The sequence below is a fragment of the Microbispora sp. H13382 genome (assembly GCF_014161445.1).
Lineage (GTDB): Bacteria > Actinomycetota > Actinomycetes > Streptosporangiales > Streptosporangiaceae > Microbispora.
This window is the reverse complement of the sequence record NZ_JABBXA010000007.1, coordinates 143,613-156,676: the sequence shown is the minus strand read 5'-3', so window position 1 is coordinate 156,676 and position 13,064 is coordinate 143,613. Positions and strand designations below refer to the sequence as shown.

The window sequence follows — 13,064 nt, the reverse complement described above, 5'->3', positions numbered from 1 at the left end:
CCTCGGAGAGAGACATGCTCACCCCCATCGCGTACGGCCTCGCCGTCGTCCTCAACCTGCTCGTCCTGTTCATCGGCGCCCGCTTCCTGCTCGTGCCGCACGCCGCGGCCGCCGGCTACGGCGTCCCGGCCAAGAAGGACGGCGACGTGGCCTACCTGACGATCAAGGGGCTGCGGGACGGGGGCTACGGCCTGCTGGGACTGGCTCTGCTGGTCTTCGCCGGCGCCCGCGCCGAGGCCTGGTACATGCTGATCGTCGCCCTGCTGCCCCTGGGCGACACCCTGATCGTGCTGCGCAACGGCGGCACCCGGGCGGTCGCGTTCGGCATCCACTTCGCGACCGCCGTGATCGTCCTCATCAGCGCCGCCCTGCTCTTCGCCGTCTGATTCCCGCCCGCCGTTGCCACTCCCGACGCAAGGACTCCCACGGGAGCTCTACGACAACCACCTGCGCACCAGTGCCGTGTGGAACGCGACCAGGAGCCGGCGGGAGGGGCACTAGCATCACGGCATGGCCCCCACCAAGGCCGACCTCGAGGCGGCCAGGAACGCGACGATCGAGGACGTGCTCGGTCCCGGGCTCGACGTGCTGTTCTGCGGGATCAACCCCAGCCTCTACTCGGCCGCCACCGGTCATCACTTCGCGCGGCCGGGCAACCGGTTCTGGCCCGCGCTGCACCTGTCCGGGCTCGTGCTGCGCAGGCTCGCGCCGTCCGAGCAGCACCTGCTCCCGTCGTACGGCCTCGGCATCACCAACGTCGTGGCCCGGGCGACCGCCCGGGCCGACGAACTGGCCCCGGAGGAGTTCCGCGAAGGCGGAGCGCGGCTCGCGCGGCTGGTGGCGGAGGTCCACCCCCGCGTCCTGGCGGTCGCGGGGGTGTCGGCCTACCGCGTCGCCTTCGCCTGCCCCGCCGCCCGCGTCGGCCCGCAGGAGGAGACGATCGGCGAGACGGCGCTGTGGGTGCTGCCCAACCCCAGCGGGCTCAACGCCCACTGGACGCTGGAGGCGATCGCGGCCGAGATGGGCCGTCTCCGTACGGCGCACCTGTGATCGCGGCCGCCGTGCGGAGCGGGGGCCGTCACGGGTGGCCGGGGCGGGACAGGATGCGTCCGGCGACCGGTGGCGGCAGGTGCGCAACCTCACGGTCGTGGAAGGCCACCATGTCCTCGGCGCGGGCGTACAGCTCGGCGACGGCCCGGGCGCAGCCCTCGACGACCCGGGTGTCGGTGATCCGCCGTCCGCCCACGTGGGCGCCGATCTCGTCGTAGAGGATCTCGTACATCAGGCCGTGGTTCACGATCAGCAGCTCGGGCAGCGGGGCGCGGCTCTCCAGCGGCCGTACGGACCGGGCGTGCAGCGCCCGCGCCCGCTCGCCCGCCCGGGTGCGCGCCGCGAGCAACACGATCTCCCACTGCAGGTACGGCGTCGGCGGCATCTCGACGATCCGCAGCCGGCGCAACTCCGCCCGGGGCGGCAGGTCGTCGGCGAAGCGCATCTCGTCCATCAGCGCGAGCGACCGGTCCCAGTCTCCGCTCGTCATCGCGACCCAGCTCGGGGTGTCGGGCTCGTGGAAGTGCTGGGCGCGTTCCAGCTTCCACACCACGCCCTCGGTCCCGCGCAGGTGACCGTAGAGCTCGGTCCGGTACTCCGCGGCGGGAAGCACCTCTCCCGCTGCCTGTCTGACGTGCTCGAACGCTTCTCCGGGCATGGAGCCTCCCTCGGCCGAAGCCGAATCGCTGGTCGGAGCGCGCCCGGCTCCGGCCCGGATCTGGATTCGTGGCGCGCGTGGGTCTTCCGCGAACGTCTGGTAGGGGTCAGTTCCCCGTCGAGTTGCTGCACACGGCCGTCTCCACCGCGTCCAGCAGCCTGATCCTGATCTGCCTCGTCCCCGCAGTCTCGGTCTCCCGCACCACCTCGGGTTCTGGCTCGGCCGGCTTCAATTCACCCTCCGTTCGTCGGCGTGGCCGCAAACACTCCCCCGAGGGCGACATGACGATCGTTGGCCGCTCCCGATCCCGGGTCAAGGCCCAATTCCGGTCAACGGGGGGCGTGCGCCGGGCGGCGCCACGCCCCGCCGCTCACCGGTATCCCATGCCCTGCCTGTGGTGACGACGCCGGATCAGACCCACCACGGTCGTGACCAGCCAGGCGACCAGCAACAGCCTGCCGATCACGAACAGCGGCCAGACCCCGGTGAGCAGCCCGACGACCAGGATCGCCACGGCGGCGAGCGCGATCGGCGCGGGGCCGCCCCTCGTGCGCATCATGGCGCCCCGCCGCCCGGCCGGTCCCCAGGCCGGACCGTGGCGGTGACGCGTGGCCCAGGGCGGCCCCGCGTGCGGGCCCCACGCACCGGCCCACGTGGCGGCCCCCGTCCACGGCCCGCCGTACGGCCCGGACCCCGTGCCCGGCAGCCCGGGGGAGCCGGGGGAGCCCGGGCGCCACGGGCCCCCGGCCCAGCGGCCGCCGTCGTGGGCGCCCGCCGGCCGCGGGTCGTCCGGCCAGGCGCCGGGGAGGTCGGCGGTCACCCGTCGCAGGTCCTCGGCCGTGCGGGCCGAGAGCGTCGCGTCGAGGCGCTCGTCGAGTTCCTCGCGGGTGATGCGGCCCTGTGCGAACGCGTCGTGCAGGAGCCGCGTCACCTCGTCGCGCTCCCTGTCCCCGATGCGAAGGCCGCCGGTCCGCGGCTCGCCGTACGCCGGACCGCCCGGCGGGGCGTGGCCCGCGGACGCGCCGCCCGGCGCGTCGCCGCCACGGGATGCGTGTGCGCCGCCTCCGGCGGCGGGCCGGCCGGGGAAGCCCTCGGGGGAGACCATCGTCACTCCTCCGCCGGGTCGCCGTCGGCGAGAATCTGGTAGAGCCGCCGCCTGGTCTCGGTCAGGACCTGCCTCGCCTGCCCGACCTGCCCCGCGGAGCCCGAGTGGGCGATCTGGAACAGCGCGGAGGCCGCCTGCCTGGACAGGTCGAACAGCTCGTGTACGTCGTCTCCGATGTCCGGCGTCATCTCCTCCCACGGCGCCCGGACCTCGTCCCCGTGCTCCTCCACGTAGGTGCGCCCGGCCTCGGTGAGCTGGAACGTCTTGCGCCCCTCGGTCTCCTCCGCGCGCACCAGGCCCTCGTCGGTGAGCTGCTGCAGCGCGGGGTAGACGGCGCCGGGACTCGGCTTCCACCCGCCCTGGCTGCGCTCGGCGATCTCCTGGATGATCTGGTAGCCGTTGCGCGGCTGCTCGGCGAGCAGGGCGAGGATCGCGGCCCGTACGTCACCGCGCTTGGCCTTCCTCGGCCGGCCGAAGCCCCGGGGGCCGAACGGGAAGTTGCCGCCCGCCCACGGCCCGAAGGGGCCGCCGGGCCCGAAACCGCCCCATGGGCCGCGCCCCCGCATGCCGCCCCTGTGCCGGTGCTCGTGAGGGCCGCCGCCCTGTTCCTGATGCCACATGGCCGCCCCCTTGATGAGCCTGTCGCGCATGGCGCGCCGCATCTCCTGTCTGAACTGCTGTCTCCAGTCCGGGCGGGCCCAGGGCGCGCCCATCGCGTGTGCCGAACTCATCGCAGTGCCCCCTTCTGGTTTGCGACCTGTTCTCGATGGTTCAACGATATATCGCGACCGTTCTGGCGACAATGCCTAGGTAAGAGTGACGTAGCTCACGCGGAAGTTTTTTGAGTAGGCGGAACAGGCTCCGAGACCGTAGCGTTATCTCACACGAAGACGGGATCGTTCTGCTCTGAGAGGGCTGGGGGGTGCTCTTGGAGCGGGACGATCCCGTCTTTGTCGTTCCGGCCGCCGTCGCGTGCGACACGTGCCCGGGCGGTGGGCGCTTCGCGGACTTTGTCGGTGCTTTGCCGTACAGTCTGCAAGCGTGATCTTGTCATGATGGGGCACTCGCACGCCCTCAGCGGAGCGGCGGTGTGGCTGGCGGTCGCGCCGGCCTTGATGGCGCTGCCCGACGCGGTGGGGCACCCGGAGCTGGCGACGCTGACGGGGCCGATCCTGACCCCGCCCGAGCTCGTCGCGGGCGCCGTCGTGTGCGCCGGCGCGGCCATGCTGCCCGATCTCGATCACCCCAGCGCCACGATCGCCCAGACGTTCGGACCGGTGACCTGGCTGCTCAGCAAGGGCGTGAACTTCGTCAGCGGCGGGCACCGGCACGCCACACACTCGCTGCTGTTCAGCGTCCTGGCCGGCGTGGGCGCGCACCTGCTCGGGGAGCACTACGCCATCGGCCGCGACATCCTGGTCGTGCTGATGATCGGCCTCGCGATCCGCGCCGTGGGCATCGGCGTGCCCGGCAGGACGCTCACCTCCGCCATCGTGAATGTGGGGCTCACGGCGGCGCTGTTCTTCACGTTCCTGACGCTCGGGGTCACCTACGCCTGGCTGGGCCTGGCCATCGGGGTCGGCTGCCTGGTGCACGTGATCGGCGACTGTCTGACCGAGCGAGGCTGTCCCGTCTTATGGCCGATCAAGGGGCGCTGGCTCCTGCCGTGGGACATCGGCATCAAGACCGGCAAGGCGTTCGAGAAGCAGTTCCTCGGCCCGGCCCTGTCGATCGTGGTGATCGCGCTGTTCTGCCTGCGGATGATGCCGGCCTGAGCGATCGTCTTGGCGAACCGTGAAAAATCTGGCTATTTGCGGACGTCGACCGCACGGCGATCTTCCTACCTGTGAGTAACTTGATGTCGAGATATCTTGAGGGATATCTTGATGTCGAGACATCCGCCGAGCCGCACAGGTTAGGGCAACCTAATTGTCAGGAGTGTCCCGTGCGTGCGGGAGGATGCACACGAAACCTGTGACAAGCCCGTAACCCTGGGGAGGCGAACTTCGTGTCCGCGAACAGCTTCGGCAGCCGTGACACGCTGCGCGTCGGTGACGCGTCATACGAGATCTACCGGCTGGACGCCGTCGAGGGGTCGGCGCGCCTCCCGTACAGCCTGAAGATCCTGCTGGAGAACCTGCTCCGCACCGAGGACGGCGCGAACATCACCGCCGACCACATCCGCGCCATCGCGGGCTGGGACCCGAACTCCCAGCCGAGTGTGGAGATCCAATTCACGCCCGCCCGCGTGATCATGCAGGACTTCACCGGCGTACCCTGCGTGGTCGACCTCGCCACGATGCGCGAGGCCGTACGCGACCTGGGCGGCGACCCGGCGAGGATCAACCCGCTCGCGCCGGCCGAGATGGTCATCGACCACTCGGTCATCGTGGACTTCTTCGGGCACCCCGACTCCTTCCAGCGCAACGTCGAGCGGGAGTACGAGCGCAACCGCGAGCGCTACCAGTTCCTGCGCTGGGGCCAGACGGCGTTCGACGAGTTCAAGGTCGTCCCGCCCGGCACCGGCATCGTCCACCAGGTCAACATCGAGCACCTGGCCCGCGTGGTCATGACCCGCGACGGCAAGGCGTACCCGGACACCTGCGTGGGCACCGACTCCCACACCACGATGGAGAACGGCATCGGCGTCCTCGGCTGGGGCGTCGGCGGCATCGAGGCCGAGGCCGCCATGCTCGGCCAGCCGATCTCGATGCTGATCCCTCGGGTGGTCGGCTTCAAGCTGACCGGCAAGCTGCCGGCCGGCGCGACCGCGACCGACCTCGTGCTCACGATCACCGAGATGCTGCGCAAGCACGGCGTGGTCGGCAAGTTCGTGGAGTTCTACGGCGAGGGCGTCTCCAGCGTGCCGCTGGCCAACCGCGCCACGATCGGCAACATGAGCCCCGAGTTCGGCTCCACCTGCGCCATCTTCCCGATCGACGGCCAGACCATCGACTACCTCAAGCTCACCGGCCGCTCTCCGGAGCAGGTCGCGCTGGTCGAGGCGTACGCCAAGGAGCAGGGCCTGTGGCTCGACCCCTCGGCCCCCGAGCCCGTCTTCAGTGAGTACATCGAGCTCGACCTGTCGACCGTCGTCCCGTCGATCGCCGGGCCGAAGCGCCCGCAGGACCGCATCCCGCTGGCCGACGCCAAGTCGGCCTGGCGCGCGGCGGTGCGCACCTACGTCACCGACGACGGCATCGAGGGTCCGGCCGACGAGGCGTCGGCCGAGTCCTTCCCGGCCTCGGACTCTCCGGCGATCGCCCACAGCGGGGCGGGCGACGTGCCGCACGCGGTGCGGCGCAACGGCGAGCGCCCGCACCGGCCCACGCCGGTGACGCTGTCGGACGGCACGTCCTTCGAGATCGACCACGGCGTCGTCACGATCGCCGCGATCACCTCCTGCACGAACACCTCGAACCCGTACGTCATGCTCGGCGCGGCCCTGCTGGCGAAGAACGCGGTGGACAAGGGCCTGTCGCGCAAGCCGTGGGTGAAGACCTCGCTCGCCCCGGGCAGCCAGGTGGTCACCGGCTACTTCGAGCGGTCCGGCCTCCAGCCGTACCTCGACAAGCTCGGCTTCAACCTCGTCGGCTACGGCTGCACCACCTGCATCGGCAACTCGGGCCCGCTGGAGCCGGAGATCTCCGCGGCGATCCAGGAGAACGACCTCGCGGTCACGGCCGTGCTGTCGGGCAACCGCAACTTCGAGGGCCGGATCAACCCCGACGTCAAGATGAACTACCTGGCCTCGCCGCCGCTCGTGGTGGCCTACGCGCTGGCCGGGACGATGGACGTCGACCTGAACAACGAGCCGCTCGGCGTCGGCACCGACGGGCAGCCGGTCTTCCTCAAGGACATCTGGCCGTCGCCCGAGGAGGTCGCGGCGGTGGTGTCGGAGTCGATCAGCCAGGACATGTTCAAGCGTGACTACGCGGACGTGTTCAAGGGCGACGAGCGCTGGCGGTCGCTGCCGATCCCGACCGGCGACACCTTCGAGTGGGACCCGGAGTCGACGTACGTCCGCAAGGCGCCGTACTTCGACGGCATGCCCGCCAAGCCCGAGCCGGTGACGGACATCAGCGGCGCCCGCGTCCTGGCCAAGCTGGGCGACTCGGTCACGACCGACCACATCTCGCCCGCGGGCTCGATCAAGGCCGACACCCCGGCCGGTCGCTACCTGCGCGAGCACGGGGTCGAGGTCAGGGACTTCAACTCCTACGGCTCCCGCCGCGGCAACCACGAGGTGATGATCCGCGGCACGTTCGCCAACATCCGGCTGCGCAACCTGCTGCTCGACGGCGTGGAGGGCGGCTACACCCGCGACTTCACCGAGGGCGGGGAGCAGGCGTTCATCTACGACGCGTCGCAGAACTACCAGGCCGCCGGCATCCCGCTGGTCGTCCTGGCCGGCAAGGAGTACGGCTCCGGGTCGTCGCGTGACTGGGCGGCCAAGGGCACCGCGCTGCTCGGCGTGCGCGCCGTCATCGCCGAGTCGTACGAGCGCATCCACCGGTCGAACCTGATCGGCATGGGCGTGCTGCCGCTGCAGTTCCCCGAGGGCGAGAGCGCCGACTCGCTGGGCCTGACCGGCGAGGAGACCTTCGACATCGCCGGCATCGAGGAGCTCAACAGCGGCTCGACTCCCGCCACGGTCACCGTCCGTGCCGGGGACGTCGAGTTCCAGGCCGTCGTGCGCCTCGACACGCCCGGTGAGGCGGACTACTACCGCCACGGCGGCATCATGCAGTACGTCCTGCGCTCCCTGCTCGCCAAGAGCTGACACCTTGGGCGGCCCGGGCCGGCAGTCAACCTGCCGGCCCGGGCCGGCACCGCGCTGAGGCCGGAAGCGTGGCCCGTAGAAGGACCTGAGTCCTCGCGGCACGGCTCGAGGAGCTCGTGCTCGCGTCCTCCGGGCATAGGGAGATGCTCCAAGCGGCTCGCCTACGGCCTGATGAGGTGGCTCAGGATGACGCGCATCTTCTCCAGCGTCGGCTCCTCCACCCAGCCGATCCTCCTGGTCAGCCGCTGCACGGAGATGGCGCGGAACTGCTCCACCATCGCCCAGCTCTGCTTCTCCAGACCCGTGCCCGGGGGGACCTCGACATGGCTGGGCCAGCCACGCTCAGTGGTGGTGAGCGGCACGCTGAACACGAGACCCATCCGCACGTCGTTGACCGCGCGGCCGCTCATCACCACCGTCGGCCTCGGCCCGCCCTGCTCTCGGCCCATCGGTTGACCGTAGTCGGCCAGCCAGAGGTCACCGCGTGTTATCCGCATCATGCTCCTTCGGGGGCAGGTGGGAGGACCAGTCCTCCGGCTCGAGACCGTCTGGAGCGGCGCGATCGAAGACGGCTGTCTCCGCCAGGTAATCGGCCCAGCCCTCGGGGTCCTCTCGCTGGGTCCGCTCGACCGCTGCTCGCATCTCCTCCCAGAACTTCTTGTGCTCGTATTCCGCGACGGCGTCGTCGATCACTGCTGTCATGGGTCTGCCTTCCTGCTTGGCGATTGCCGCGACCTTGTCGCGAGTAAGAGTGCTGACCCGGATCGTCGTGTGGCGTTGCTCGCTGCCCATACCGCGAGGCTACGATCCTGTCTACAAAAAGCGCTACGGCGATGTCGCCGCCGCCGAGCTTACGGACTGTCTGATTACCATCGCAACATATTCCACTTACTGACGGTGATTGTCCGAGTTCCTGGCCCCGGATAACCGGTTGCCGGGACGCCGGGCGACGCCGCTAGGGTCCGCGCATGGATCACGACGTGGTGCTGCTGCTCATCGGGGGAGTGGCCGTCTTCATCGGGGCCGTCGTGCAGGGCGGCGTGGGGTTCGGGCTGGGCCTGGTGGCCGCACCGCTGATCGCGCTGCTCGATCCCTCGGTGATGCCGGGGGCGGTCCAGGTCGTCAACCTCGCGATGCCGGTGTTCACGCTGGCCCGGGAGTGGCGCAGGACCGAGTGGCGGGGGGCCGGGTTCGCCCTGCTGGGCCGGCTGCCGGGCAGCGCGATCGGCGCCCTCGTGGTCGTCTACGTGAGTACGGCGGCGCTCGGCGCGCTGGTCGGCGTGATGGTGCTGGTCGCGGTGGCGCTGACGGCCCGGGCGGTCTGCGTGCCGCGCAACGGCGCGACGCTGACCGTCGCGGGCTTCCTGTCGGGGATCACCGGCACGGCCACCGGGATCGGCGGCCCGCCGATCGCCCTGGTCTACCAGAGCGCCCGCGGCCCGCAGATCCGCGCGACGCTGGCGACGTACTTCTGCCTGAGCGCCGCCCAGTCGCTCGTCATCCTCGCCGCCCTCGACAGGCTCCCGGGGCGCGCGCTGGCCGCGGGGGCGGCGCTGGTGCCCTTCGTCCTGCTCGGGTTCGCGGTGTCGGGACCGCTGCGCCGCTATCTCGACGGCGGACGGGTCCGCACCGCGGTCCTGGCGGTGGCCGCCGTCTCCGCCTGCGCCCTGCTGGGGCAGAGCCTCGCCCACTAGGTCGTGAGCCTTCAGGTGGACGACTCGCGCAGGCGCTCGACCCGCAGCGCCGATCCGCCCGTCCCTGACGGTGACCGTGCGGCTCATGGCCTCGCTGACGCTGTCGAGCCTGTCGGGACGGAACGCCGCCCGATGTTGATCGTGCGTTTCTTCATTGTTACCGCGGACAACAAACGTTACCGTCCTGTGTCTTTCACCACCTGGGCTTTGGGCTTACGTTGTCTCAAACAACATTCCCTGGAGCGGTGAACGCCGTGACCCGGCTCCTGCCGTACCGGGTGGCCAGAGTGCCTTGACCGGCAGCATTCGCCCAGACGGCGGGACGAGGCACTGGCTCGGCCGCACCCCCTCATAGACCCCCAGCCAAAGAAAGGACCCACGCATCATGCGCAAGGGGATCCTCAGCATCGGCGCCGCCGCCGCGGCGCTCACCCTCGGTCTCACCGCCTGCGGGGGCGAGAGCGGTGACACCTCGGCGGAGACCAGCGGCGCCCCCTCGGCCGCCGCCGGCGACGCCAAGCCCGGCAAGATCGGCGTCATCCTGCCGGACAGCAAGTCCTCCGCCCGGTGGGAGACCGCCGACCGCAAGTACCTCGAAGAGGCCTTCAAGACGGCGGGCGTCCAGTACGACATCCAGAACGCCCAGGGCGACAAGACGGCGTTCCAGACGATCGCCGACCAGATGATCACCAACGGCGCGACCGTCCTGATGATCGTCAACCTGGACAGCGGCACCGGCAAGGCCGTGCTGGACAAGGCCAAGTCGCAGGGCGTGGCGACGATCGACTACGACCGCCTCACGCTCGGCGGCAGCGCCTCCTACTACGTGTCCTTCGACAACACGGCGGTCGGCAAGCTGCAGGGCGAGGGCCTGGTCAAGTGCCTGACCGACAAGAAGGCCGACAAGCCGATCGTCGCCGAGCTGAACGGCTCGCCGACCGACAACAACGCCACGCTGTTCAAGCAGGGCTACGACGGCGTGCTGCAGCCGAAGTACGACGCCGGTGAGTACAAGAAGGGCCCGGACCAGTCGGTTCCCGACTGGGACAACACCCAGGCCGGCACGATCTTCGAGCAGATGCTGACCCAGGAGCCGAAGATCGCCGGTGTCCTCGCCGCCAACGACGGCCTCGGCAACGCCGCCATCTCCGTGCTGAAGAAGCAGAAGCTGAACGGCAAGGTCCCGGTCACCGGCCAGGACGCCACCGTGCAGGGCCTGCAGAACATCCTCGCCGGCGACCAGTGCATGACGGTCTACAAGGCCATCAAGAAGGAGGCCGACGCCGCCGCGCAGCTCGCGGTCTCGCTGGCCAAGGGCGAGCAGCCGCAGGCGAGCGGCACCGTCAAGGACACCGAGGGCAACCGTGACGTCCCCTCCGTGCTGCTGGAGCCCCAGGCCATCTTCTTCGACAACGTCAAGGACGTCGTGGCCGACGGCTTCGTGAGCAAGGACGAGCTGTGCACCGGCGAGTTCGCCGACAAGTGCACCGAGGCCGGCATCAGCTAAGCCCATCCATCCACCGGGTGCGTACGGCGACGCGGACCCCCTGAGCGGGTGACGTGCTGAGCCGCGACGAGCACCGTGCGGGGCGCCCTGTCCCGAAAGGGCACAGGGCGCCCCGCACCGCCCGGAGCGACGATTGGCGGCCCGGACAACGGCGCCGTACCGGCCCCATCGATCTACGGAGTAGCCCAACGTGTCCCAGGGACCGATCCTGGAACTGCGCGGCATCAACAAGAGCTTCGGCCCCGTGCAGGTCCTTCACGACGTCGCCTTCTCGGCCTATCCGGGCGAGGTGACAGCACTGGTCGGCGACAACGGCGCCGGCAAGTCGACGCTGGTCAAATGCATCGGCGGCATCCACCCGATCGACTCGGGCGAGTACTTCTTCGAGGGCGAGCGGGTCCAGGTGCACGGGCCCAGGGACGCGGCGGCGCTGGGCGTCGAGATCGTCTACCAGGACCTCGCGCTCTGCGACAACCTCGACATCGTGCAGAACATGTTCCTCGGCCGCGAGCGCCGCAGCGGGCTGGTCCTGGACGAGGACACGATGGAGGAGATGGCGGCCAAGACCCTGGCCGGCCTGTCGGTCCGCACCGTCAAGTCGCTGCGCCAGCACGTCTCCAGCCTGTCCGGCGGCCAGCGGCAGACCGTGGCGATCGCCAAGGCCGTGCTGTGGAACAGCAAGGTCGTCATCCTCGACGAGCCGACCGCCGCCCTCGGCGTGGCGCAGACCGCCCAGGTGCTCGAGCTGGTCCGCCGCCTGGCCGACAAGGGCCTCGCGGTGGTGCTCATCTCGCACAACATGAACGACGTCTTCGCCGTTTCCGACCGGATCGCGGCGCTGTACCTGGGACGGATGGCGGCCCAGGTGAAGGCCTCCGAGGTGACCCACTCGCAGGTCGTGGAACTCATCACCTCCGGGCGGAGCGGGGAGCTCGGGCTCAGGAACGGCAACGGAGCGGCATCATGACAACCGAAACGCTCCCCAAGCAGGAGAACGCCGACTCCTCGATCGGCGTGCACGTCAAGGGCTACATCGACCGGGTCAAGGGCGGTGAGCTGGGGGCGCTGCCCGCGGTCTTCGGCCTCGTCATCCTCTGCGTGGTCTTCTCCGTACTGCGCCCGGCGTTCCTGTCGGCGGTCAACTTCGCGAACCTGTTCACCCAGGGCGCGGCGGTCGCCGTCATCGCCATGGGCCTGATCTTCGTGCTCCTCCTCGGCGAGATCGACCTGTCCGCCGGCTTCGCGAGCGGCGTCTGCGCGGCGGTGCTCGCCGTGCTGCTGACCCTGCAGGGCTGGCCCTGGTATCTCGCGGTCCTGGCCGCGATGATCACCGGCGCCGTCATCGGCATGGTCCTCGGGTCCCTGGTGGCCAAGCTCGGCATCCCGTCCTTCGTGGTCACGCTGGCGGCGTTCCTGGCCTTCCAGGGCGTCGTGCTGCTGCTGGTGAAGGACGGCACCAACATCTCGATCCGCGACGAGACGATCCTCGCGATCGCGAACAAGAACGTCCCCCCGGTCGCCGGCTGGGCGGCGCTGGTCGTGGGCGTCGCCGCGTACGCCGCCCTGCAGTTCCTGCAGGCGCGCCGCCGCGTGTCCCGCGGCCTGGTCGCCACCCCGGTCGCGGTGATCGCCGCCCGGATCGTGACGCTCGCCGTGGTCGCCGGGTTCGCGGTGTACGTGCTCAACCTGGAGCGCAGCCGCAACGCGGCGATCGTGTCGCTCAAGGGCGTGCCGATCGTCGTCCCGCTGATCGTGATCCTGCTGATCGTCTGGACCTTCGTGCTGCGGCGCACGGGGTACGGCCGGCACATCTACGCGGTCGGCGGCAACGCCGAGGCCGCCCGCCGGGCCGGCATCAACGTGGACCGCATCCGCATCTCCGCGTTCGTGATCTGCTCCTTCATGGCCTCGATCGGCGGCATCATCGCGGCGTCGCGGGCCAACTCGGTCGACCCCAACACCGGCGGCAGCAACGTGCTGTTGTTCGCGGTGGGCGCGGCCGTCATCGGCGGCACCAGCCTCTTCGGCGGCAAGGGCCGGGCGCTCGACGCGGTGCTCGGCGGCGCGGTGGTCGCGGTCATCGAGAACGGCATGGGCCTCATGGGCTACAGCGCCGGCGTCAAGTTCGTCGTGACCGGATCGGTGCTCCTGCTCGCCGCGGGCGTGGACGCGCTGTCAAGGAAGCGTGCGGCGGCGACCGGCAGAAGATGACGTGATCGGGGCCGCTAAGGTGATCTGCGCCCCCTGAGCTCTCTCACGTCCCCCCT

14 protein-coding genes are annotated in these 13,064 nt (G+C 70.3%); 8 read left to right on the top strand and 6 right to left on the bottom strand.

Annotated elements, in window-relative coordinates; all coding sequences use genetic code 11:
- Positions 1-14 precede the first annotated feature (14 nt).
- Together HHX41_RS16580 and mug are read left to right on the top strand one after the other, a co-directional pair.
- Positions 15-386, top strand: coding sequence for a DUF4267 domain-containing protein (locus HHX41_RS16580; RefSeq protein ID WP_169980201.1), 372 nt, complete (start codon positions 15-17; stop codon positions 384-386).
- 124 nt (positions 387-510) lie between these two features.
- Positions 511-1,050, top strand: a complete 540-nt coding sequence (gene mug, locus HHX41_RS16575; protein ID WP_182906662.1) for a G/U mismatch-specific DNA glycosylase — start codon at positions 511-513, stop codon at positions 1,048-1,050.
- A 28-nt stretch (positions 1,051-1,078) separates the two neighbouring features.
- Here the strand turns inward: mug and HHX41_RS16570 are convergent, their stop codons facing one another.
- From HHX41_RS16570 to HHX41_RS16560, 4 genes are all read right to left on the bottom strand, one after another.
- Positions 1,079-1,708, bottom strand: a complete 630-nt coding sequence (locus HHX41_RS16570) for a DUF6879 family protein (RefSeq protein WP_182906661.1) — start codon at positions 1,706-1,708, stop codon at positions 1,079-1,081.
- A gap of 106 nt (positions 1,709-1,814) precedes the next feature.
- Entirely contained in the window at positions 1,815-1,940 is a 126-nt protein-coding gene (locus HHX41_RS40635) for a hypothetical protein (protein ID WP_259401020.1), read from the bottom strand.
- A 138-nt stretch (positions 1,941-2,078) separates the two neighbouring features.
- Entirely contained in the window at positions 2,079-2,813 is a 735-nt protein-coding gene (locus HHX41_RS16565; RefSeq protein ID WP_182906660.1) for a DUF1707 domain-containing protein, read from the bottom strand.
- A 2-nt stretch (positions 2,814-2,815) separates the two neighbouring features.
- Positions 2,816-3,544, bottom strand: a complete 729-nt coding sequence (locus tag HHX41_RS16560; RefSeq protein WP_169980208.1) for a PadR family transcriptional regulator — start codon at positions 3,542-3,544, stop codon at positions 2,816-2,818.
- A 324-nt stretch (positions 3,545-3,868) separates the two neighbouring features.
- Between HHX41_RS16560 and HHX41_RS16555 the strand changes: the two genes are divergently transcribed.
- Together HHX41_RS16555 and HHX41_RS16550 are read left to right on the top strand one after the other, a co-directional pair.
- Entirely contained in the window at positions 3,869-4,588 is a 720-nt protein-coding gene (locus HHX41_RS16555; RefSeq protein WP_259401019.1) for a metal-dependent hydrolase, read from the top strand.
- 233 nt (positions 4,589-4,821) lie between these two features.
- On the top strand, positions 4,822-7,596 hold the full coding sequence (locus tag HHX41_RS16550; RefSeq protein ID WP_182906658.1) for an aconitate hydratase: 2,775 nt from the start codon (positions 4,822-4,824) through the stop codon (positions 7,594-7,596).
- A 161-nt stretch (positions 7,597-7,757) separates the two neighbouring features.
- On the opposite strand, the gene HHX41_RS16545 is transcribed toward HHX41_RS16550, so the two are convergent.
- Both HHX41_RS16545 and HHX41_RS16540 read right to left on the bottom strand, forming a co-directional pair.
- Positions 7,758-8,045 carry a type II toxin-antitoxin system PemK/MazF family toxin gene (locus tag HHX41_RS16545; protein ID WP_220504119.1) on the bottom strand — a complete coding sequence of 96 codons (288 nt, stop codon included), beginning with the start codon at positions 8,043-8,045 and terminating at the stop codon, positions 7,758-7,760.
- 28 nt (positions 8,046-8,073) lie between these two features.
- A complete protein-coding gene (locus HHX41_RS16540; RefSeq protein ID WP_182906657.1) occupies positions 8,074-8,388 on the bottom strand; it encodes a hypothetical protein in 315 nt (104 codons plus the stop codon).
- 176 nt (positions 8,389-8,564) lie between these two features.
- Between HHX41_RS16540 and HHX41_RS16535 the strand changes: the two genes are divergently transcribed.
- From HHX41_RS16535 to HHX41_RS16520, 4 genes are all read left to right on the top strand, one after another.
- Positions 8,565-9,290 carry a sulfite exporter TauE/SafE family protein gene (locus HHX41_RS16535; RefSeq protein ID WP_220504118.1) on the top strand — a complete coding sequence of 242 codons (726 nt, stop codon included), beginning with the start codon at positions 8,565-8,567 and terminating at the stop codon, positions 9,288-9,290.
- A 385-nt stretch (positions 9,291-9,675) separates the two neighbouring features.
- Complete coding sequence (locus tag HHX41_RS16530; RefSeq protein ID WP_169980218.1) at positions 9,676-10,797, top strand: sugar ABC transporter substrate-binding protein; 1,122 nt, start codon at positions 9,676-9,678, stop codon at positions 10,795-10,797.
- Between the two features lie 190 nt (positions 10,798-10,987).
- A complete protein-coding gene (locus tag HHX41_RS16525) occupies positions 10,988-11,764 on the top strand; it encodes an ATP-binding cassette domain-containing protein (protein WP_169980220.1) in 777 nt (258 codons plus the stop codon).
- Positions 11,761-13,008 carry a sugar ABC transporter permease gene (locus HHX41_RS16520; RefSeq protein ID WP_182906656.1) on the top strand — a complete coding sequence of 416 codons (1,248 nt, stop codon included), beginning with the start codon at positions 11,761-11,763 and terminating at the stop codon, positions 13,006-13,008. Before HHX41_RS16525 ends, HHX41_RS16520 begins: the two co-directional genes overlap by 4 nt.
- The last annotated feature ends 56 nt before the right edge of the window (positions 13,009-13,064 follow it).